We start from the raw sequence: 20,857 nt of genomic DNA, 5'->3' as shown, positions 1-20,857 counted from the left end.
GTGACGAAATGGTGGACATCCTGCACAGGGTCGGAATCAAATCCGCGGTGGCCGACGTCTACGCGGCCTTGACCACCACCGAAGGGCTGGCAGGCTGGTGGACGACCGACACCAGCGGCAAAGGCAGTGACGTCGGTGGTGTGCTCGAATTCCGGTTCGGCGCCGGTGGATTCGACATGAGGGTCGCCGAGCTCGATCCGGGCAAGCGCGTGCGGTGGGAAGTGATCGATGGACCCGAGGACTGGGTCGGCACGCAGCTGCACTGGGATCTCGCTCAGGCCGACGACTACGCCATCGTTCTGTTCAAACATCAGGGCTGGAAGGAGCCGGTGGAATCCATGCACCACTGCAGCACCAAGTGGGCGGTCTTTCTGCTGAGTCTGAAGTCGCTGATCGAAACCGGGAAAGGTGCGCCGGAGCCCTACGACGTCAAGATCGACAACTGGAACTGACGTTCCGCGAGAGGCCCGTGGCCGCTGAGGGTGCGGCCACGGTCGCCCGCGCGAACCCCGCTCAGGCGCCCACGTAGGCCGCGAGATGTTCGCCGGTCAGGGTGGAGCGGGCGGCGACGAGGTCGGCGGGAGTGCCCTCGAAGACGACCCGGCCGCCGTCGTGTCCGGCACCGGGGCCGAGGTCGACGATCCAGTCGGCATGCGCCATGACCGCCTGGTGATGTTCGATGACGATGACCGACTTGCCGGAGTCGACGAGCCGGTCGAGCAGGCCCAGCAGCTGCTCGACATCGGCGAGGTGCAGGCCGGTGGTCGGTTCGTCGAGGATGTAGACACCGCCCTTGTCGGCCATGTGGGTGGCCAGCTTGAGCCGCTGCCGCTCGCCACCGGACAGCGTGGTGAGCGGTTGGCCGAGGCTGAGGTAGCCCAGCCCGACATCGGCGAGCCGGCCGAGGATGGCATGCGCGGCCGGCGTGTGCGCCGCACCGTCGCCGAAGAACTCCTGGGCCTCGAGCACCGACATCGCGAGTACCTCGCTGATGTCGCGGCCGCCGAGGCGATACTCCAGCACCGATGCCTGATACCGCTTGCCCTCACACTCCTCGCAGGGAATGGCGACACCGGCCATCATCGCCAGGTCGGTGTAGACGACGCCCGCGCCGTTGCAGGTGGGGCAGGCTCCCTCGGAGTTGGCGCTGAACAGCGCCGGTTTCACGCCGTTGGCCTTCGCGAACGCCTTGCGAATCGGGTCGAGCAGTCCGGTGTAGGTCGCCGGGTTGCTGCGCCGCGAGCCGCGGATGGGCGCCTGGTCCACCGACACAACGTCCTCGCCCGCGGGAATGGACCCGTGCAGCAGGGAACTCTTGCCGGACCCGGCCACACCGGTGACGGCGACCAGCACTCCCAGCGGAATGTCGACGTCGACGTCACGCAGGTTGTTCGCCTTCGCGCCGCGGATCTCCAGTGTGCCCGTGGGTTTGCGCACCGTCTCCTTGAGGGTCGCCCGGTCGTCGAAATGGCGGCCGGTGACCGTTCCGCTGGCCCGCAGCCCTTCGATGCTGCCCTCGAAGCAGACGGCGCCGCCCGCCGCACCGGCGCCGGGGCCGAGGTCGACGACGTGATCGGCGATCGCGATCGCCTCCGGCTTGTGCTCCACGACGAGCACCGTGTTGCCCTTGTCCCGCAGCCGCAGCAGCAGATCGTTCATCCGCTGGATGTCGTGGGGGTGCAGGCCGATGGTCGGCTCGTCGAAGACGTAGGTCACGTCGGTGAGCGAGGAGCCGAGGTGGCGAATCATCTTGGTGCGCTGGGCCTCACCGCCCGACAGCGTGCCCGAGGGCCGGTCGAGCGACAGGTAGCCCAGCCCGATCTCCACGAACGAGTCGAGGGTGTGCCGCAGCGCGACCAGCAGCGGCGCAACCGACGGCTCGTTCAGGCCGCCGACCCATTCGGCCAGGTCGCTGATCTGCATCGCGCAGGCGTCGGCGATGCTGATCCCCTTGATCTTCGACGATCGAGCCGCCTCGCTCAGCCGGGTGCCGTCGCACTCGGGACACGTGGTGAAGGTGACCGCCCGGTCGACGAAGGCGCGGATGTGCGGCTGCATCGCCTCCCGGTCCTTGGCCAGGAACGACTTCTGGATCTTGGGAATCAGCCCCTCGTAGGTGAGGTTGACGCCCTCGACCTTCACCTTGGTCGGCTCTTTGTACAGGAAGTCCTGCATCTCCTTCTTGGTGAACTTGCGGATCGGCTTGTTCGGGTCGAGGAAGCCCGACTCCGCGTAGACCCGCACCGTCCAGAAGCTGTCCGACTTCCAGCCGGGAATGGTGAACGCGCCCTCGGCGAGCGACTTGTAATCGTCGTAGAGCTGCGTGAGGTCGATATCGGATATCGAGCCTCTGCCTTCGCACCGCGGGCACATGCCGCCGGTGATGTTGAAGCTGCGGCGCTCCTTCACGGTCCTTCCGGCGCGCTCGGTGGTGACCGCACCGGCTCCGCTGATCGAGGCGACGTTGAAGGAGTACGCCTGCGGCGAGCCGATGTGCGGCTTCCCGAGGCGGCTGAAGAGGATGCGCAGCATCGCGTTGGCATCGGTGGCGGTGCCGACCGTGGAGCGTGGGTCGGAACCCATGCGTTGCTGGTCGACGATGATCGCGGTGGTCAGCCCTTCGAGCACGTCGACATCGGGCCGTGCCAGCGTCGGCATGAAGCCCTGGACGAAGGCGCTGTAGGTCTCGTTGATCAGCCGCTGCGACTCCGCTGCGATGGTGCTGAACACCAGGGAGCTCTTGCCCGAGCCGGAGACGCCGGTGAACACCGTCAGCCGCCGCTTCGGGATCTCGATGCTGACGTCCTTCAGGTTGTTCTCGCGCGCGCCGTACACGCGGATCAGATCGTGGCTGTCGGCAGCGTGCAGCGCGGGCGACTGCGTGTCCGTCGTCGTGGCCGTGCTCATCGTGTCTCCCTTTGTCGGGCGGGGCCGCCTGCGCGGTCCGGGGTCGGCGTCGCCTGGCTCGATTCAACCAGGTCGACCGATCCGTCTGAGTGTTTGTCGATGCGCCTGGTCCGAGGCGTCGGACCAGCGGCGGGTCGCGGCCGTCTCCCGCGACGAAGCGGTCGTGAGCCGGCTGTCGTGGGCGTCGGCTCCGGAGCCGACGCACCGCCCACCGAGTCGTCGGCACGCGGACGTCTTCGTCGCGGATGACGTGCTGCTCGGTGCGGCGGTGGTCGTCGCGCGGGTCGGGGCCGCGCCGGGCGGCTCAGCGCAGTTGCTGGATGCGGATCAGGTTGCCCGCGGGATCGCGCACGGCGCAGTCGCGGACCCCGTACGGCTGCTCGGTCGGTTCCTGGACGATCTCCGCGTCGCCGGCCACCAGCCGCTCGAAAGCGCGGTCGAGATCTTTGGTAGCCAGAAGGATGCCGCCATAGGTGCCCTTGGCCATCATCTCGGTGATGGTGCGGCGCTCGTCATCGGTGATGCCCGGGTCGGCGCCCGGCGGGTGCAGGACGATGGACGTGCCCGGCTGGTCGACGGGGCCGACCGTGAGCCAGCGCATCCCTTCGTATCCGACGTCGTTGCGCACCTCGAAGCCGAGAAGGTCGCGGTAGAAGGCGAGGGCCGCGTCCGGGTCGTCGTGCGGCAGGAAGCTCGCGTGAATGGTGATGTCCATGGCAGTCAGGCTAATTGCGGCTCGATAACCGGCGCTTCTCGATTCCTGATCGGTCTGGTCACCTGTTTCGCGACGCACGACGGCATGCCCGCCGTCGCGCGCGCGGCGTCGCGCCGGTAGACGCTGGGCGGCACGCCGACCAGTTCGGTGAAGCGCGTGCTGAAGGTGCCCAGCGACGAGCAGCCGACCGCGAAACAGACCTCGGTGACGCTGAGGTCGCCCCGGCGCAGCAGCGACATCGCGCGTTCGATGCGCCGCGTCATCAGATAGGCGTAGGGCGACTCGCCGTAGGCGAGCCGGAACTGGCGGCTGAGGTGCCCGGCCGACATGTGCGCGTCGCGCGCGAGCGCCTCCACGTCCAGCGGCTGCGCGTACTCCCGGTCGATGCGGTCGCGGACGCGGCGCAGCCGCGCGAGATCGTGCAGGTGCTGTGTCGCGGAGGGTCGGCTGGTCACTCCCCAGATCGTGCCACATCGCGGTGACAAGCGACCGCGTGTCGGCCACCGGCCGGTCCGGCCTCAGGCGCTCGGAAGCCTGGCCTCGCCCGCAGGACGGCGAACCACGATTCCGGCGAGCTCGGCCACCCGCGCCGCGGGAACGACGATGCCGGGTGTCCGCAGCGTCCGATCCGAGAATGCCGCCACGCTCATAGCTGGACCGCGACGAGCTCGCATACCCGCACCGGATCGCCCGGCGGCCCCGGCCGTGCGCGGGCGCCACTTCGCCGCAGGTGACCTCCGGCTTGCGGCAGTCGCCCAGGCCGCTACCAGAAGGTCGCCGACAGCTCGTACTCGGCGAGCGCGGCCTGCACCAGCTCGCTCAGCCGCTCGGCGTCCAGGAGTGTCGGCGGGTGGAAACCCATGACGCGCAGCGTGATCGCTTCCGCGGTTTCGACCAGCGCGACGTACAGAGTGCCGCCGCGTTCGGTCACGACGGCCCGCGAGTTCAGGCTCTGATTGACCAGGCCGAGCATCATCGCCGAGGCCGGGCGACCGTCGATGCGGAGGATCTCGGGGTCGAGCTTGCCGAGGCTGGAGCACACCGTCGAGGTGGGGTCGGTGGCGGCTTGCCGCGCCAGCACCGCATAGCGCCCGCGCGGCAGCGCCACCGCGACCGGGACCAGCGGTGGGACATCCTGTCCGCCGGCCGTCGCCGCACTGAGCTGTTCCTTCATCACCGTGCGCAGCGGAGCGAGGTCGGCCGGTTCGCCGTCGCGCATATCCACCTCGAAGGCGATGGAGGTCAGCGCGTTCGCGCGAAGATCGTCGGCGGTGCGGGTGCTGACCGGCATCATCATGCGAACCCGGCCCTCGTCGTCGGTGCGGCCGATCTCGGTGGCGATGGACGCCATCATCGCCACCGCCAAGGTGGTGCCGGTGCCGCCCCGGCTGCGTGCCGCCGCATGCCAGAGCTGCGCCGGGACCGTCGCGGTGACCGTGGGCAGGCGGAAGTCCCGCGCCTCCTCGTCGGTAGGTCCGGTCTTACCGCGGCGCCCGGTCACGGCCAACCGCAACGCCAGAACGGCAGCCGACGGCAACGACCGGGCGCGCCTCGCGGCATCGCGAAGCTCACCGGCGAGCAGACGCGTCCGACCGAATTCATCGCTGCGGTACGCCAGATCGAGCCGCTTGTCCGCGACCGCGTCCGTGATCGCCGCGCAGAAGGCCTGGCCGTCGGCGAGGGTGTGCGAAACCAGCAGCGACACCGCGCTTTCCCCGTTGTCGAGGTGGGTTGCCGCCAACCGCCACGCGGGCCCGCCGAAGGTGCGCAACTCGGCGTGCCCCTGCTCGGCGATCCAGGCTTCCAGATCGCCCGGGGGAATGGGCGCTTCCGCGACCTCGAGCGAGCTGAACTCGGTGCGGGTGGTCCACCGGTCCCCGGCGGCCGGGATCATCGCGGGCGCGACCGCTCTCCCCAGCCTGCCGTGCCGCAATGCCTCGTGGAAACGCTCCAGCGCCGCCATGTCGACGGGACGGTCGTACCGCCAGACCGCTTGTATCGCCAGGGTTCCCCCTAGGGCGGAGTGCCCCCGCGCACTCACGCAATCGATATCGGTCAGGCGGTAGGTCACGCGAATCTCCCCTCGAGTTCTGGACACCGGAGCAGGTCCGCACCGGCGTCTTCGCCGCGACAACTCGGCGCTACGACGATGAGGATCGTTCGAATGTCCGGTTTCGAGCTGTTCGGCCAAACAAGAGCATTAGGCCTGGCAACGTCGTGGTCAACCCTACTGGCGGGTTCGGTGAGCGCGGCCGCGGTGGGCCGTCGGAAATGGGCGAAAAGCTACTCATCGGTTCGCTGTGCTGCGCGAACGGCGATCCTGCCCGCCATCTGCACGGGAACCGCGGTACGGGCGTCCGATCCGCCGAACCGGACCGCTCCCGAGCATTGGAGTTGGACGGGCGACCACTTCAGCAACGGGCTGGTGGACGGGTGAGGTCCGCCGGTGTGGCCGGATCGCGTCGGCGGATCAGCGGCAGGTAGACCTCGTCCACGATGTCGACCAGAACGTCATCGGGTGCGCTCGGAGCCCCGCGCACGACGAATTCATTGCGGAGCAGGACCAGGGCCACGGTGGCGACCCGGGGGTGCAGCGCTTCGGGAGCGGCTTCTCCCCGGGCCACCGCGCGGCCGAGCAGGGTGAGCCAAGGGGCGGCGGCGGCATTGCCGGACTGGTCGGGCAGCTGTGCGAGGAGTTCCGACGCGCCGCCGGAGGCGGCGATGAGTTCGCGCAGGATCGCGCCCGAGGGCGAGCTCCAGTGGCGGTTGACCCGGCGCAGCAACTCGAGCGCGTCTTCACGCAGGTTTCCGGTATCGGGTGGAGGTGTCGTCCTGGCCAGCTGCCGGTAGGCCGCGATGCCGAGTGCGAGGCGGTTCGGCCAGCGCCGGTAGATGGCGTTCTTGTTGGTCCCGGCACGGGCGGCGACCTTGTCCATGGTCAGGGCGGCGTAACCGGATTCGACGAGTTCGTCCACCGCGGCCCGCAGAATCGCCTCTTCGAGGGCGGGTCCGCGCCGACGCGTGTGTCCGGCGCCTGGCTGCCGCGCCGCATCGTCCACCATGCCTCCTTTTCGCAGTCGGTGCCGATCCTACGTTCCGAGACCGGGCTTGCTCCGGCCGCGCAACCTCTTTAAGGTACTTGAAGTACTCTATTTGACGATGAAAGGACGGTTCCTGTGCGCGCCAAGGGCATCAGCTACGAGACAGGCTTCATCCGCGACGGAAGAATCTCCCGCTTGCACTTCGATCCCGAGATTGTGGCGCGCGAACTGCGCGTTATTCGTGACGATCTGCATTGCAACGCGGTGCGGATCATCGGAGGCGATCCCGGGCGGCTGGAACTCGCCGCGGCCTGCGCGGCTGAACTCGGTCTCGAAATATGGTTCTCTCCGTACCCTCTTGAATCGACGGTCGAGGAGATGCTCACCTTGTTCGCGGACTGCGCCGAGCGAGCGGAGCGGATTCGACGGCAGGGCGCCGAAGTGGTGTTCGTGACCGGCGCCGAACTGAGTTTGATGCACAAGGGATTCCTCCCCGGCGACAACCTCGACGAGCGCGTGCACTCGCTGACCAGCCGGCCACATGATCTCGCGGAGCGGGTCGTCGAGGCAGGAAGGCGCGTGAACGACTTTCTCGGCAAAGCCGTATCGACTGTCCGGGCGCGTTTCGGTGGCCGGATCACCTACGCGTCCATTCCGTTGGAGCGCGTCGACTGGACCGCGTTCGACATCGTGTCGGTGGACCTGTATCGCACGGCCGAGGTCGCCGACCGATTCGGCGACGGCGTTCGCGCGCTCGTCGCGTCGGGAAAGCCGCTCGCGATCACCGAGTTCGGTGCGTCGACCTTCGCGGGCGCGGGCGATCTCGGTGCGCACGGGCTCGAGATCGTCGAATACGACGACATTCGCGGACCGATCCGATTGAACGGAGAGTACGCCCGCGACGAGGCCGGACAGGCGAAATATCTGCGCGAGCTGCTGGAGGTTTTCGACGCCGAAGGCGTCGACAGCACGTTCGTGTTCGTCCTCGCGCTCTACGACCACGTGCACCGCCCGGACGGCGACCCACGCGACGACTTGGACCTGGCCAGCTACGGCGTGGTCAAAGTCTTCGAGGACCGCCGCGGCGATACCTACCCGGACCTTCCGTGGGAGCCCAAAGCCGCGTTCGGCGCCCTGGCCGACTATTACCGGAACCACTAGAGCCCGAGAATCGGTAGGACGGCACGTCCGTGTCCGGCTGGGCAACCGCACGGTCGCCCCGGGCCGGTCGTGTGCCGCAGGACCGAAAACCGCTGTCTCGGACGGCTATCCGGTCCGATCCGGGCCGCAAGATTTCCACCGGGTGGCGCGTTGTCGAATACTTGCGCAACTGATTGACGTACCCGTTCGGCGGGTTTCTAATGATGGATGGCGCAATTCGTGCGCCGGTCGACCAACGAAGCGAGGTGAGCGGCAGATGCCGGTTGACAGTATCGACGTCTACAGCCGGGCCGCCCTCGAGAAACGGGTTGCGCCGGCGCGTCGTTGATCCGCGTACGCGATCGGCGGCCGGGCAACGTCGCCCCGATCGTCCGGCGCGGCGTCGAATCCACCTTCGCCAGCTCTTCGACGCGTGACGGCGGCGCGTGCGCGTCCGGCCGATGCGCTGGTTCTTCGCCCACGGCGCGACCGAGTTCGTCGTGGCTCGACGCGACCCGCCCCATGCGCGCGTCCTCTGTCCCGGAGGGCGTGCCAGCCCCGCACGATGGTAAGTCCCGCACGATAGTAAGTATTGGAGTCCCCGTTATGGCCACATTGCTCGAGAAATCCGAAACATCGTCTCGTTCACGGAAACCGGAGCGTCCACAGCAGGCCGTCTCGCTCGTGCACTCCTCCTTCGGGCAGCGGTAGTCGATGACGACCTTTCTCAGCACGGTGGCCGCCGACCACTTCGACACCGAAGTGCTCCAGCAGCACTGGATTCCGCTCGCCGCCCACGACGCCGACACCGCCGCCGTGCTCCGGGAACGGCTGGGGCTCGACTTCACCGTCGCCCGCAGGCAGGTCTGGGAGTCCGACAACTTCCTCTATCTCCCGGTGGTCGCCGGCTACCAGCGCGGCGAGACCATCGAACACGCGACGATCGTCTTCGCTCTGGGCGGTGAATTCCTCGTGACGCTCCAGCCGTCCGAGCATTTCGTCCCCTTCGACAAGGCGGTCGCGAAGATGCGCCGCAGCCCGCAGCTCGCCGGCTCCGCGCACGGGGTGATGTACGCGCTGCTGTGGGCGCTGAACGAGGCGTCGGAGCGGGTGCTCCACCACGCCGGCGACGCGCTGGAGGCGATCCACGAGAAGATCGAGCAGGCACTCGAACGCCAGGATCGAAGCGGCACCGGCATCGCTGACCTGCGCGACGCCGTGTCACGGCTGGACGCCACCGCGCGCATCGTCGCGCGCACCCGCGAGACCCAGCTGCAACTGGCTCGCACCGCGCGTCATTTGATGGCCGACGCCGACTCCGGCCCCGGGAAGCTGAACGATTCCATCGGTCTCCTGCTCGCCGACATCGACGGAGTGAACGAGCACGCGGGCGTCGAGTACGACAAGGCTCGCTACCTCCAGCAGTCTGTGACGACCTGCCTGGGCGCGCGTCAGAACGAGGTCGTCAAAGTGTTCACCGTCGTCACCGCGGCCTTCCTGCCGTCCACGCTGATCGCCGGCTGCTACGGCACGGATCTCATCGGCGTCTCCGAATTCTCTTGGCAGCTAGGTCTTTTGATTACCGCACTGCTGGCGTTGGTGGCCGCGGTGATCCCGTTGGCGTACCTGAGGAAGAAGGGCCTGCTGCGCTGAATCGCCGCCTACGTGGTGACCGCTTCGTTTCCGGCGATCATTACCTCGCGCGTAATCGACGCGGGGCGCGTGGCACGGCAAGGTTGGAGGCACCCGATCGGAGAACCTCGGATCGGTGACTGAAAATCATTACCGCACAGGAGGATTCATTATGTCGCGCTACGACGAAGCGGTCGATCGGTACTTCGCCGCGTGGAATGCGACCGACGAGGACGCCAGGGCCGCGGCGGTCGCGGTCGCTTGGGCCGAGGACGGCGGATACACCGATCCGCTCGCGGAGGTGAGCGGGCACGCCCAGCTGGCGGCGGCCATCGGAGGAGTGCAGGCGCAGTTCCCCGGCTTCGCGTTCCGCCGCGTGGGCGAGGTCGACGGTCACCACGACATCGCCCGCTTCTCCTGGGAGCTGGTCTCGGCGGCCGACGGCAGCGCCCCGGTCGCGGGCTCGGACGTGATCACCCTCGGCGCCGACGGCCGGATCACGAATGTGCACGGTTTCCTCGACCGGGTGCCCTCGGCGTAGCCTCCGGGCCGGGCCCCCATCCCGCGACACGCCCGGCGGAGGTGACGGGCGCCTGGTGCGTGGCGGATTCAGCCGGCGAGTCGTCCCGCTGTGCACTGCCCGACATGGGCTCGGCTGACCGTGCGCCAGGCTCGGTCGGCCGAGCCGAGGAGAGCCCGGCCGGCGGGGTCGGCAGGTGCAGTTGGTGCCGTAGCGCGGCGACCAGGGCGGCGGTCTTGTCCGGTTCGGCGGTGCCGAAGACGTACCGGTCCGGGCGCAGCAGCACGACTGCGCCCGGCTGCAGCCGGGCGCGGCGGAACCAGCGCACCAGTGTGCCGGTGTGGTCTTCGATGTCGGTGAGGTCGTCGCGGCCGTCGCCCGGTTTGCCCTGCGGGCGTCCGCCCAGCGGGTAGACCGTCGCGAAGTGGGTGTCGAGGGCACGCAGAACGTCCAGGTCCGCGGGGGAGAAAGCGCGGCGTGGGTCGGACCCATAACCCAAGACGGCGAAACCGAGGCCGAGCGTGTCGTCGAGTCGCTGGTGCCTGCCGCTGTAAGTGCGGATCTCGGGCTGGGGCGCGAGTCTGCCTTGCACTCCGCGGATCAGCGGGCGGGGCAGGCCCAGGTAGGCGCCGCGGCGGAAGCGTGGGGCGGGCTTGATCTTCGCCTCGCGGATCCAGCCGCCGAGGCCGGGTACCCGCATCGTGGTGGAGATGAGGGTGTCGCGGGCCGCTGCGAGGAGGCGGTTGTCGAGGGAGACGATGTTCTTGTTGAATACCGACAGGTCGATCATGGCCTTGGCATGCGGTCGGCGTTCGCTCTCGTAGCTGTCCAGGATCGCCGGGTCGGCGCCGTGGCGCAGGATCGTGGTGAGCTTCCAGGACAGATTATCCGCGTCGCGGACACCGGAATTCATGCCCTGGCCGATGAATTGCGGGGTCATGTGCGCGGCGTCGCCGGCGATCAGGATCCGGCCCTCGCGCCAGCGGTCGGCGATTACGGCGTTGAAGGTGTAGACGAGCTTGCGCAGCACCTCGACCTCGTCGGGGTCGACGTAGCGGGAGATGTGGCGGCGCACGGTGTCCGAGTCCTCCATCTCCTCCTTGGTCTGGTCCGCGCGCAGCATGAATTCGAAGCGGTGGTGCCCGTCCGGCTGCGGGCAGGACACGACCGGCAGCTCGGGGTCGCAGACGAAGTCGAAGTAGGGCAGGTGCCGGAACGCGTCGACGCCCTCGCGCGCCTTCAGATCGACGACCAGCCAACGCTCGGGAAAGCTGATGCCCGACATATCTATTCCCAGGTCGGTGCGCACGATGCTGCGCCCGCCGTCGCAGCCGACGAGGAACTTCGCCCGCACCCGTTCGGTGCTGCCCGGATCGATCTCCGCGTCGCGCTTGCCGTAGCCGGTACCCATGCACGCGGCGTGCTCGACGCTCACCGACGCGGCGTCCTGGTCGAAACCGGTCACGGCGCGCCCACGGCGCGTGGTGACGTGCGGGTAGCGGTCGAGAGCACGTTCCAGGCTGTTCTCCAGGTAGGGCTGGTAGAGGAAGTTGGACACGGGCCAGCTCAGGGGCCGGTCGATCTGGTTGAACTGCGCGAGCACCTTTCCGTCGCCGCGGACCCATCGGACGGTGGAGTCGAGGTTCATCTCGGTGTTGATCTCGTCGGCGACGTCGGCGGTTTGGAAGATTCGCATGCATTCGTCGTCGGTGTAGACCGCGCGAGCCAGGCCGTAGTACTCGGGTTCGCGTTCGAGGACGAGCACGTCGATGCCGCGGCGGCCCAGCAGGTTGGCCAGGGTCAGGCCGGTCGGGCCGAGCCCGACGATCACGACCTCGTGGTCGAATTCGCTCATCTGACAGGACTTCCGGTGAGTTGGGGGACGGTGATCTCCGGGGTGCGCAGGCGTGCGGCCGCGGTGCGGAGCTGGGCGAGCTTGTCCAGCGGGGTCTCGGAGACGGTGTGGTGGCCCCAGATGCTGATGCGCTGATAGGTCGTCGCCACCCACGCGGCGTCGAGCTCTGGGGTGACGACGATCGGGTTCCAGCCGACCTCGAGTTCGAAGCCCGAAGGAGTGACGCAGTAGAACGACAGTTCGCGGTCGTTGGTGTGCTGCCCGACCGACCATGCCATCCGGAACCCCAGATCGGTGACGCGGCCGTAGGCGGCGAGCATGTCCTCGAGGGTGGCGGACTGGATATTGACGTGCTGGACCCGGGTGCGGATCGGGTCGATTTTGACGCCGCGAATGTTGGCGACCGCGATCGAGTGGTGGCGTTCGTCGACCCGCAGGAAGCGAATCTTCATCTTCAGCCCGGAGATGTTCTCGTCGATGAAGTCCGACAGCCGCGAATCGAACAGGGTGCGGTAGTAGGCGTGCATCGACTCCGGTTCCCGCGACACGATCGCCACGTGGCCCATGCCGGCTTCGCCGGTGACCCAGCCGGAGCTGAGCATGCGTAGCGGCTCGGGTGTGGTCAGCGCGCTGGTGAAGATCTCGGTGGCGATGCCCTTGGGGCCGGGGAAGCGCCACAGCCGTTCCACCCCGCGCAGCGCGGTCTCCTCGGCGGCGCCTTCTTCGATCGGCACGCCGCGGTCGCTGACCCGGGCCAGGATGCGGTCGAATGTCTCGTGGTCGTCGACCTGCCAGCCCAAGGCGGTGACATCTTCGGCGGGGCCGCGTCGGATCAGGAAACGGCAGGCGCGGTCATCGAGACGCAATCGCAGGGTGTGGGCGTCGAGCCGATCGGCGTGCAGCCCGATCGCCAGCGCGCCGAAGCGCTCCCAGTCGGTCAGCCGCTGCGACTGCACCGCCAGGTAGCCGAGGTGGACCGCACCGTAGACCGAGTCGTCGGCATTCGGGCGCGGCGAATCGCTCATCGCGACCCTCCGAGGAAGGTCGCCGCGAGATCGTTGAACAGCTCCGCGCGTTCCCACTGCACCCAGTGGCCGGTTCGCGCGGCCAGGTAGACATCGCAGTCGGGCATGCGGTCGGCCAGCATGCGGGCGCCGCTGGGCCGGTTCACCTGATCCGCGGCGCCCCAGACCACCAGGGTGGGGTGGTGGACCTTACCGAGCCGAGGATCTCGGGTGAAGTCCATCCGCCATACGGTGCGCAGCGCGCCCGGCCCGGACGGGCGCCGCAGTGGCGGGTTCTCGATCACCTCCGGGTCCAGGCTGGCCTGGTAGCGGCTGTCGATGAGGTCCTCGGTGATGGCGCTCGCGTCGTAGACCAGATGGTCCCGCACGAATTCCGCGAGCTTCTCCCGGGTCGGTCCCGTTCCGGTGTAGTAGCTCAGCAGCGACTGCAGGCCCTTGGTCGGCAGCGCGCGGGTTGTCCCGACACCGCCGGGGCCCATGAGGATCATCCGGTTCACCTTCTCCGGCCGGTCCATCGCCAGCCGCAGTGCCGCCGCGCCGCCGTAGGAGTTGCCGATCAGGTGGGCGCTGGTCACGCCCAGCGCGTCGAGCAGTCCGCCGACCGCCGAGGCGAGATCGCCGAACGGGTCGGTGTGGTCGACCCGCTTGGTGGAGCGCCCGTAGCCGGGCATGTCGGGCACGATCACCCGGAACTTCCCGGCCAGAGCCTCGATGTTGCGCGAGTAGTTCGACCGTCCGGAGGCGCCGGGGCCACCGCCGTGCAGCAGCACGAGGACCGGGCCCGCACCGGCCTCGATGAAGTAGATGTCACGGTCGCCGACCCGGACCGTCCGCCCGGCCTCGACTCCGTTGTCAGTGCTTGTCACGGCCACCTCCACAAAGTTAATGATGAAATCATCAGTCAAGATGGAGTTGTATGTCAAGGCGATATTGATGATTCCATCAGAATGGGCCGTTGTCGCCAATCGCAACTGACTGATTCCTCAGTTATGATTTCCCTCAGACAACAGGGAAGGGCTGATGACTGCCGAACCAGTGGTGCGTACCCGTACCGATCGCCGCCGTGAACGCACCCGCAACGCCCTGCTCGGTGCGGCGCGCAAGTTCCTGTCCGAGGGGCGTTCGGCGGTGAGCATCCAGGAGATCACCGACGCCGCCGATGTCGGATTCGGCTCCTTCTACAACCACTTCGATTCCAAGGACCAGCTCTTCGACGAGGCAGTGCGTTCCGCGCTGCAGATCTACAGCGAGATGCGCGACGGCATCGTCGCCCGCTACGACGACCCCGCCGAAATATTCGCCGTGAGCTTCCGGATGACCGGGCGGTTGCAGCGGCGCATCCCGGAGATGGTGCGCGTGGTTCTCAACTCCGGCATGGGCGTGCTGCTGCGCGACGAGGGCCTCGCCCCGCGCGCCCGCCGCGACATCCGCGCCGCGCAAGAGGCCGGACGATTCGAACCGATGGATCCGGACCTGGCCGTCATGGCCGCCGGCGGTGCGCTGCTGGGGCTGCTGCAACTGCTCGATGCCGACCCGGCCGCCGACGCCGACGCCCTATCCGACGAGATGACCTACCGCATGCTGCGCATGTTCGGGATGAACAAGCGGAGCGCGCAGCGTCTGAGCTCCGGCTCGCTTCCCGAGGTCCCGCAGCTCTGAGGGCCGGGCACAAGCCTCGTGCCACACCCTCGGCGGCCGCATCGAGGTAATCGCCGGCCGGTCGCGGAACCTCCTCGGGTGAGGTTCATCCGAAACCGTTCGACCAGCGCCGGCACCGGCCGCGCAGCCGCAGCGCCTTCCAGATGCCGGTCGCCACCAGGCCGGGTGTGGTGGACGTGATCGCGGTCCCGGTGGAATCGGCGGCGGACCGATCGTGGCCTAATCGGCGGCCGGGACCGGCTCGGCGGTGGGCATCGGCGCAAGTGACTCTGTCTTCCATCGCGCGTCGACGACCAAACCGCCCAGGCCGACGGCGAGGCAGACGCCGGACAGCGCCAGCATTGCCGGATGGGTCGTCCCGGTGAGCGCGTCACCGAGGATGACTGTCCCGACGGTGCCGGGCAGGACGCCGAGCACCGTGGCGATCAGGTAGGGCCAGAACCGGATCGACGACAACCCGCAGCAATAGTTGATCACCGAGAACGGAACCGCCGCGATGAGCCGCAGCGAGCCCACCGCCAGCCAGCCCCGGCGTGCGAGACGTTCATCGATCGCGCGCACCGCGGGGTGGGTGAGCCGGGCGGCCACCTGATCGCGATCGAGCGCGCGCACGAGCAGGATCGCCAGTACCGCGCTGACCGTTGTCGCTCCGACCGCCAGCGTGATGCCCAGCAGCGGGCCGAACAGTAGTCCGGCGCTCACGGTGAAGACGGTGCGGGGGATCGGCGCCACCGTCACCAGGGCATGGACCAGGAAGAACAGCAGCGGAAAGACAGGGCCGACGGACGTCGCCCAGTCCTGCACCTGACGGGGCGACGGCAGCGGAACGAGCAGGGCCGCGCCGAACAACGCCACCGCGCCGACGATCAGCGCGACGATACGCGGGTCCCTGATCAGCCTCGTCACCCGCGACAGGTTACCGGTTGGTAGTGGCGGGCAGGATCAACCGGCTGGGAATCCGCCCGCTAGCATCAGAGGAGCGGGACGAATGCCCGTTAACCGAAGTAGTCGCTGAGCTGGGCGAATGTGAGGGTATCGGGCGCGCACTGCCGGTGCGCCCGTGTTGAGGAAGAGGAACAGCAAGCTATGCCGATTGCTTCAGATTCCGGGGCCGGCCCGGTGCCCGAATACGCCGCGTGGCGCAAGGGTGTTGCCGGGGTGCTGGCCAAGGCTCGCCGCGTCGATGTCGGCGAACTTCCCGAGGAGCCCGAGCGGCTGCTCGACGAGACCACCTATGACGGGCTGACTGTCGCCCCGCTCTATACCCGGCGCGACGAGTTGCCCGAGCAGCCCCTGCCGGGAACCTTTCCCTTCGTTCGCGGCCGCGACGCCACCCGGGATGTGCACCGGGGCTGGTTCGTCAGCGCGCAGTTCGCCCAGCGCGACGCCGCGGCGGTCAACCGGGAGATCCTGGCCGCGCTGGAGAACGGGATCAGCGCGATCTGGCTCGGCGTGGGTGAGCGCGGCGTGCCGGTGGCGGAACTGCCGACCGCGCTGAACGGCGTGCTGTTCGAATTGGCCCCCCTCACGCTGGACGCGGGCGGCGACGTCGCCGACGCGGCGGACCAGGTGTTCGCGGTGCTCGACGGCTACGCCGCGCCCGCTCGCGAGGACATCCGGGTCTCCCTCGGCGCCGCCCCCTTGACCAGCCGCTTCGCCGACCTTACCGATACCGGTCTCGCCGAGGCCGTCGCGCTGGCCGGACGGGCCGCCGCGCGGCCGGAATCGGTGCGCGCGATCACCGTGGACGGCACCGTCTTCCACGACGCGGGCGCCTCCGACGCGCAGGAACTGGGCGCGGCCGTCGCCGCGGGCCTGGCCTACCTCCGGACGCTGACCGAGAGCGTGGACATCGCCGACGCGCTGGAACAGTTGGAATTCCGGTTCGCGGCCACCGACGATCAGTTCGCCACTATCGCGAAGCTCCGTGCCGCCAGGCAGCTCTGGGCGCGGGTCGCGCAGGTCTGCGGCGCACCGGATTTCGGCGGCGCACCGCAGCACGCGGTCACTTCGGCCGCCATGATGAGCCAGCGCGATCCCTGGGTGAACATGCTGCGCACCACTCTCGCCGCGTTCGGCGCGGGCATCGGCGGCGCCGACACCGTGACCGTGCTGCCGTTCGACTCCGCCCTGCCGCCCGGTGAGCTGGGCGTCTCGAAGTCGTTCGCCGACCGCATGGCTCGCAACACCCAGTTGCTGCTGCTCGAGGAATCGCATCTCGGCCACGTGCTCGACCCGGGCGCAGGCTCCTGGTACATCGAGGACCTCACCGCCGCGCTGGCCGCGAAGGCGTGGGAGTTCCTCCAGGAGATCGAGGCAGCCGGTGGCTACCTCGCCGCACTGGAGTCGGGCATGCTCGCCGAGCGCGTCGCCGCGACGAAGGACGCCCGCGACACCGATGTCGCGCACCGCAAGACCGCCGTCACCGGCGTGAACGAATTCCCGAACCTGGCCGAACAGCCGTTGTCCGAGGCGGCGCGGCAGGCGGGACGGGTCGCTCGCTACGGCGCCGCGTTCGAGCAGTTGCGCAACCGCTCCGACGCCTACCTCGCCGAACACGGCGTGCGGCCGAAAGCGCTGCTGGTGCCGCTCGGTTCGGTGGCGGAGCACAACGTACGGGTCACCTTCATCGCGAACCTGCTGGCTTCGGGCGGCATCGAGTCGACCAACCCCGGGCCGCTCGCGGTGGACGGCATCGCCGCGGCGGCCACCGGAGCCGGGGCGCCGATCGCGGTCCTGTGCGGGTCGGATACGCGCTACGGGTCCGAAGCCGGTGCGGCGGTGGAGCAATTGCGTGCCGCGGGCGTGGGAACGGTGCTGCTGGCGGGTTCGGCGAAGGCCGTCGCCGACCTGGACGACGCGCAGCGCCCGGACGGATTCCTCGCCGCGCGCATCGACGCCGTAGCCGCGCTGTCCGGCCTGCTGGAGAAGGTGGGAGCCTGATGACTACTCGTGAGATCAAGCACGTGATCGGCAGTTTCGCCGACGTGCCGCTGGCCGAGCGCGCGCCGGAGCCCGCCGCGGTGGACGCGGCGCAGGTGACGGAGTACGTGCGCGCGGCAGCGGCGGCCAACCGGTACGCACCCGAGCAACTGGTGTGGTCGACGCCCGAAGGCATCGATGTGCCGCCGGTGTTCACCAAGGCCGACCGGGATGCCGTTGCCGCCGAAGGGTATCCACTCGACAGCGTGCCCGGTGTCGCGCCGTTCGTGCGCGGGCCGTACCCGACCATGTACGTCAACCAGCCGTGGACCATCCGCCAGTACGCGGGCTTCTCCACCGCCGCGGATTCGAACGCCTTCTACCGGCGCAATCTGCAGGCGGGTCAGAAAGGCCTGTCGGTCGCGTTCGACCTGGCGACCCACCGCGGTTACGACTCCGATCACCCGCGCGTGCAAGGTGACGTCGGCATGGCGGGTGTCGCCATCGACTCGATCCTGGACATGCGCCAGTTGTTCGACCACATCCCGCTGGACCAGGTCAGCGTCTCGATGACGATGAACGGCGCGGTGCTGCCGATCCTGGCGCTGTACGTCGTCGCCGCCGAGGAGCAGGGCGTCGCACCCGAGCAGCTGGCCGGAACCATTCAGAACGACATTCTGAAGGAGTTCATGGTCCGCAACACCTACATCTACCCGCCCAAGCCCTCGATGCGGATCATCTCCGACATCTTCGCCTACACCAGCGCGAAGATGCCGAAGTTCAACTCGATCTCCATCTCCGGCTACCACATCCAGGAGGCGGGCGCGACCGCCGACCTGGAGCTGGCCTACACCCTCGCCGACGGTGTCGAGTACATCCGCGCCGGCATCGACGCGGGCATGGAAGTCGACAAGTTCGCACCGCGACTGTCGTTCTTCTGGGCCATCGGCATGAACTTCTTCATGGAGGTCGCCAAGCTGCGCGCCGGGCGCCTGCTGTGGAGCGAGCTGGTCGCGAAGTTCAATCCGAAGAGCGCGAAATCGCTGTCGCTGCGCACCCATTCGCAGACCTCCGGCTGGTCGCTCACCGCGCAGGACGCCTACAACAACGTCGCGCGCACCTGCATCGAGGCGATGGCCGCCACCCAGGGGCACACCCAGTCACTGCACACCAACGCGCTCGACGAGGCGCTGGCGCTGCCGACGGACTTCTCCGCCCGCATCGCCCGCAACACCCAGCTGTTGATCCAGCAGGAGTCCAACACCACCCGCCCGATCGATCCATGGGGTGGTTCGTACTACGTCGAGTGGCTCACCCACCAGCTGGCCAACCGCGCCCGCGCGCATATCGCGGAGGTGGAGGCGCACGGCGGCATGGCGCAGGCGATCGGCGAGGGCATCCCGAAGCTGCGTATCGAGGAGGCCGCCGCGCGCACCCAGGCGCGCATCGACACCGGCCAGCAGCCGGTGATCGGCGTCAACAAGTACCAGGTCGAAGAGGACCAGCAGGTCGAGGTTCTCAAGGTCGAGAACTCGCGGGTGCGCGCCGAGCAGATCGAGAAGCTGCGGCGGCTGCGGGCCGAGCGCGATCCCGACGCCGTGCGACGGGCGCTGGCCGAATTGACCCGCGCCGCGGCCTCGACCGAGGGCGGCATGGCGAACAACCTGCTGGCGCTGGCGATCGACGCGGCCAGGGCCAAGGCCACCGTCGGCGAGATCTCCGATGCGCTGGAGCAGGTGTACGGACGCCACCAGGCCGAAATCCGTACGCTCTCCGGCGTGTACCGCGACGAGGCAGGAAAGGTCACCAACATCACCAAGGCGAGCGAGCTGGTCGAGGAATTCGCCGAGGCCGAGGGCCGCAGGCCGCGCATCCTCGTCGCGAAGATGGGTCAGGACGGCCACGACCGGGGACAGAAGGTGATCGCCACGGCCTTCGCCGACCTCGGCTTCGACGTCGACGTGGGCCCGCTGTTCCAGACTCCGGAAGAGGTGGCGCAGCAGGCGGCCGACAACGACGTGCACGTCGTCGGGGTGTCGTCGCTGGCGGCGGGCCACCTCACGCTGGTGCCCGCCCTGCGGCAGGCACTGGCCGATGTCGGACGCCCCGACATCATGGTCATCGTCGGCGGCGTGATCCCGCCCGGTGACTTCGAGGAGCTCTACCAAGCGGGCGCCGCGGCGATCTTCCCGCCCGGCACGGTGATCGCGGACGCGGCGATCGACCTGCTGAAGAAGCTCGGCGCCGAACTCGGTCACGAACTCGGCAGCGGCGCCACGGATTCCGCCGCGACGGAATGAGCGAAGCCGGTTCCGCGGCGCGCGCCACCCCGAAGGCGGCCGCGCGCCGCACGATCGACGTCGACGCCCTCGCCGCGGCGGTCCGCGCCAACGAGCGGGCCGCCCTGGCGCGGGCGATCACGTTGGTGGAGTCCACCAGGGCCGATCACCGGGCGCTGGCGCAGCAACTGCTGCTGAAGGTTTCGCCGGAGGCGGGCGCCGGTGGCGCGCCCTCCAACCGCGTCGGCATCACGGGCGTTCCTGGCGTCGGCAAGTCGACCTTCATCGACGCGCTCGGCATGTACCTGATCGGGCAGGGCCACCGGGTCGCGGTGCTCGCGGTCGATCCGTCTTCGACCCGGACCGGCGGCTCCATCCTCGGCGACAAGACCAGGATGGCGCGATTGTCGGTGGAACGCGACGCCTACATCCGGCCTTCGCCCACCGCGGGCACGCTCGGCGGCGTCGCCAAGGCGACGCGGGAGACCATCGCGCTGCTCGAGGCAGCGGGCTACGACGTGATCCTCGTCGAGACCGTCGGGGTGGGTCAGTCGGAGGTCACGGTCGCGAACATGGTCGACGTCTTCTGCTTCCTGACCCTGGCCCGGACCGGCGATCAGTTGCAAGGCATCAAGAAGGGTGTGCTCGAACTCGCCGATCTGGTCGCGGTGAACAAGGCCGACGGCAAACATCAGGTCGAGGCCAAGGCCGCCGCCCGGGAACTCGCGGGTGCGCTGCGCCTGATCCATCCGCACGACGCGCTGTGGCGGCCGCCGGTGCTGACCATGAGCGGATTGGAAGGCGTCGGTCTGGACCGGTTCTGGGACACGGTGCTCGAACACCGCCGCGTGCTCACCGACGCCGGGGAGTTCGCCGAGAAGCGGCGTCGCCAGCAGGTCGACTGGACCTGGACCATGGTGCACGACCAGTTGCTGCGCAGGCTCGCGGACAACCCGGAAGTGAAAGCCATTCGGACGCAGGTGGAAAAACAGGTCCGCGACGGCACCCTCACCGCCGCGCTCGCCGCCGAGGAACTGCTGCGCGCCTTCGACGGGCGCTGACCTGCCGTAGGCGCGAATGCCGCGTCGTGCAGCATCGCGATGGCGGCCGCGTCGATGCGGAAACGCGGGACCACCTCGGCCTGCGCGACCGTTCGAGCGGC

Annotated in this window: 18 protein-coding genes; 8 read left to right on the top strand and 10 right to left on the bottom strand. The window is 68.7% G+C overall.

Going from position 1 to position 20,857, the window contains the following annotated elements; translation table 11 throughout:
* Positions 1 to 8: 8 nt before the first annotated feature.
* On the top strand, positions 9 to 452 hold the full coding sequence (locus NA8_RS15025) for an SRPBCC family protein (RefSeq protein ID WP_063051001.1): 444 nt from the start codon (positions 9 to 11) through the stop codon (positions 450 to 452).
* Positions 453 to 513: 61 nt separating this feature from the next.
* Here NA8_RS15025 and NA8_RS15020 read toward each other — a convergent pair whose 3' ends face one another.
* From NA8_RS15020 to NA8_RS15000, 6 genes are all read right to left on the bottom strand, one after another.
* Positions 514 to 2,907 (bottom strand): ATP-binding cassette domain-containing protein, encoded by a 2,394-nt coding sequence (locus NA8_RS15020; protein WP_063051000.1) that lies wholly within the window; start codon positions 2,905 to 2,907, stop codon positions 514 to 516.
* Positions 2,908 to 3,211: 304 nt separating this feature from the next.
* Positions 3,212 to 3,622 carry a VOC family protein gene (locus tag NA8_RS15015; RefSeq protein WP_063050999.1) on the bottom strand — a complete coding sequence of 137 codons (411 nt, stop codon included), beginning with the start codon at positions 3,620 to 3,622 and terminating at the stop codon, positions 3,212 to 3,214.
* 5 nt (positions 3,623 to 3,627) lie between these two features.
* Complete coding sequence (locus NA8_RS15010) at positions 3,628 to 4,077, bottom strand: helix-turn-helix transcriptional regulator (RefSeq protein ID WP_063050998.1); 450 nt, start codon at positions 4,075 to 4,077, stop codon at positions 3,628 to 3,630.
* 63 nt (positions 4,078 to 4,140) lie between these two features.
* Entirely contained in the window at positions 4,141 to 4,272 is a 132-nt protein-coding gene (locus NA8_RS35540) for a hypothetical protein (protein WP_281199036.1), read from the bottom strand.
* 113 nt (positions 4,273 to 4,385) lie between these two features.
* On the bottom strand, positions 4,386 to 5,693 hold the full coding sequence (locus NA8_RS15005; protein WP_157106706.1) for a condensation domain-containing protein: 1,308 nt from the start codon (positions 5,691 to 5,693) through the stop codon (positions 4,386 to 4,388).
* Positions 5,694 to 6,033: 340 nt separating this feature from the next.
* Positions 6,034 to 6,684 (bottom strand): TetR/AcrR family transcriptional regulator, encoded by a 651-nt coding sequence (locus NA8_RS15000; protein ID WP_063050996.1) that lies wholly within the window; start codon positions 6,682 to 6,684, stop codon positions 6,034 to 6,036.
* Positions 6,685 to 6,798: 114 nt separating this feature from the next.
* On the opposite strand from NA8_RS15000, the gene NA8_RS14995 reads away from it, so the two are divergent.
* From NA8_RS14995 to NA8_RS14985, 3 genes are all read left to right on the top strand, one after another.
* The gene (locus tag NA8_RS14995; protein ID WP_063050995.1) at positions 6,799 to 7,824 is read left to right on the top strand and encodes a glycoside hydrolase family 113 protein; all 1,026 of its coding nucleotides are present in this window, start codon (positions 6,799 to 6,801) and stop codon (positions 7,822 to 7,824) included.
* 693 nt (positions 7,825 to 8,517) lie between these two features.
* Complete coding sequence (locus NA8_RS14990) at positions 8,518 to 9,456, top strand: CorA family divalent cation transporter (protein ID WP_063050994.1); 939 nt, start codon at positions 8,518 to 8,520, stop codon at positions 9,454 to 9,456.
* 151 nt (positions 9,457 to 9,607) lie between these two features.
* On the top strand, positions 9,608 to 9,976 hold the full coding sequence (locus NA8_RS14985; RefSeq protein ID WP_063050993.1) for a nuclear transport factor 2 family protein: 369 nt from the start codon (positions 9,608 to 9,610) through the stop codon (positions 9,974 to 9,976).
* Here NA8_RS14985 and mhpA read toward each other — a convergent pair.
* The 3 genes from mhpA to NA8_RS14970 are packed head-to-tail and all read right to left on the bottom strand — an operon-like array spanning position 9,933 to position 13,701.
* The gene (gene mhpA / locus NA8_RS14980) at positions 9,933 to 11,810 is read right to left on the bottom strand and encodes a bifunctional 3-(3-hydroxy-phenyl)propionate/3-hydroxycinnamic acid hydroxylase MhpA (RefSeq protein WP_084466809.1); all 1,878 of its coding nucleotides are present in this window, start codon (positions 11,808 to 11,810) and stop codon (positions 9,933 to 9,935) included. The genes NA8_RS14985 and mhpA overlap by 44 nt on opposite strands.
* On the bottom strand, positions 11,807 to 12,835 hold the full coding sequence (locus NA8_RS14975) for a VOC family protein (protein ID WP_063050992.1): 1,029 nt from the start codon (positions 12,833 to 12,835) through the stop codon (positions 11,807 to 11,809). Before NA8_RS14975 ends, mhpA begins: the two co-directional genes overlap by 4 nt.
* Complete coding sequence (locus tag NA8_RS14970; RefSeq protein ID WP_063051071.1) at positions 12,832 to 13,701, bottom strand: alpha/beta fold hydrolase; 870 nt, start codon at positions 13,699 to 13,701, stop codon at positions 12,832 to 12,834. The genes NA8_RS14975 and NA8_RS14970 overlap by 4 nt, the downstream gene beginning before the upstream one ends.
* A gap of 154 nt (positions 13,702 to 13,855) precedes the next feature.
* Between NA8_RS14970 and NA8_RS14965 the strand changes: the two genes are divergently transcribed.
* Entirely contained in the window at positions 13,856 to 14,494 is a 639-nt protein-coding gene (locus NA8_RS14965) for a TetR/AcrR family transcriptional regulator (protein WP_063050991.1), read from the top strand.
* 219 nt (positions 14,495 to 14,713) lie between these two features.
* Here NA8_RS14965 and NA8_RS14960 read toward each other — a convergent pair whose 3' ends face one another.
* Positions 14,714 to 15,400: a TVP38/TMEM64 family protein gene (locus NA8_RS14960; protein WP_174550083.1), complete on the bottom strand. Its 687-nt coding sequence runs from the start codon at positions 15,398 to 15,400 to the stop codon at positions 14,714 to 14,716.
* Positions 15,401 to 15,580: 180 nt separating this feature from the next.
* Here NA8_RS14960 and NA8_RS14955 point away from each other — a divergent pair, with 180 nt between their 5' ends.
* Genes NA8_RS14955 through meaB form a run of 3 tightly spaced genes read left to right on the top strand, consistent with a single transcriptional unit; the run spans position 15,581 to position 20,756 of the window.
* Positions 15,581 to 17,437: a methylmalonyl-CoA mutase family protein gene (locus tag NA8_RS14955; RefSeq protein WP_063050990.1), complete on the top strand. Its 1,857-nt coding sequence runs from the start codon at positions 15,581 to 15,583 to the stop codon at positions 17,435 to 17,437.
* Complete coding sequence (scpA, locus tag NA8_RS14950) at positions 17,437 to 19,716, top strand: methylmalonyl-CoA mutase (protein ID WP_063050989.1); 2,280 nt, start codon at positions 17,437 to 17,439, stop codon at positions 19,714 to 19,716. The genes NA8_RS14955 and scpA overlap by 1 nt, the downstream gene beginning before the upstream one ends.
* A complete protein-coding gene (meaB, locus tag NA8_RS14945; RefSeq protein ID WP_062967412.1) occupies positions 19,713 to 20,756 on the top strand; it encodes a methylmalonyl Co-A mutase-associated GTPase MeaB in 1,044 nt (347 codons plus the stop codon). The genes scpA and meaB overlap by 4 nt, the downstream gene beginning before the upstream one ends.
* The last annotated feature ends 101 nt before the right edge of the window (positions 20,757 to 20,857 follow it).

Source organism: Nocardia arthritidis NBRC 100137, from assembly GCF_001612765.1.
Classification (GTDB): Bacteria; Actinomycetota; Actinomycetes; order Mycobacteriales; family Mycobacteriaceae; genus Nocardia; species Nocardia arthritidis.
This window is presented reverse-complemented; position numbering and strand designations above follow the sequence as displayed.

What these genes read in the sequence shown, in the direction of transcription:
- NA8_RS15000 (WP_063050996.1), bottom strand. Translation starts at nt 6,684, where the DNA reads ATGGTGGACGATGCGGCGCGGCAGCCAGGCGCCGGACACACGCGTCGG.
- NA8_RS14965 (WP_063050991.1), top strand. Translation starts at nt 13,856, where the DNA reads ATGACTGCCGAACCAGTGGTGCGTACCCGTACCGATCGCCGCCGTGAA.
- NA8_RS15020 (WP_063051000.1), bottom strand. Translation starts at nt 2,907, where the DNA reads ATGAGCACGGCCACGACGACGGACACGCAGTCGCCCGCGCTGCACGCT.
- NA8_RS15015 (WP_063050999.1), bottom strand. Translation starts at nt 3,622, where the DNA reads ATGGACATCACCATTCACGCGAGCTTCCTGCCGCACGACGACCCGGAC.
- scpA (WP_063050989.1), top strand. Translation starts at nt 17,437, where the DNA reads ATGACTACTCGTGAGATCAAGCACGTGATCGGCAGTTTCGCCGACGTG.
- NA8_RS14955 (WP_063050990.1), top strand. Translation starts at nt 15,581, where the DNA reads ATGCCGATTGCTTCAGATTCCGGGGCCGGCCCGGTGCCCGAATACGCC.
- mhpA (WP_084466809.1), bottom strand. Translation starts at nt 11,810, where the DNA reads ATGAGCGAATTCGACCACGAGGTCGTGATCGTCGGGCTCGGCCCGACC.
- NA8_RS14985 (WP_063050993.1), top strand. Translation starts at nt 9,608, where the DNA reads ATGTCGCGCTACGACGAAGCGGTCGATCGGTACTTCGCCGCGTGGAAT.
- meaB (WP_062967412.1), top strand. Translation starts at nt 19,713, where the DNA reads ATGAGCGAAGCCGGTTCCGCGGCGCGCGCCACCCCGAAGGCGGCCGCG.
- NA8_RS35540 (WP_281199036.1), bottom strand. Translation starts at nt 4,272, where the DNA reads ATGAGCGTGGCGGCATTCTCGGATCGGACGCTGCGGACACCCGGCATC.
- NA8_RS14990 (WP_063050994.1), top strand. Translation starts at nt 8,518, where the DNA reads ATGACGACCTTTCTCAGCACGGTGGCCGCCGACCACTTCGACACCGAA.
- NA8_RS14975 (WP_063050992.1), bottom strand. Translation starts at nt 12,835, where the DNA reads ATGAGCGATTCGCCGCGCCCGAATGCCGACGACTCGGTCTACGGTGCG.
- NA8_RS15025 (WP_063051001.1), top strand. Translation starts at nt 9, where the DNA reads ATGGTGGACATCCTGCACAGGGTCGGAATCAAATCCGCGGTGGCCGAC.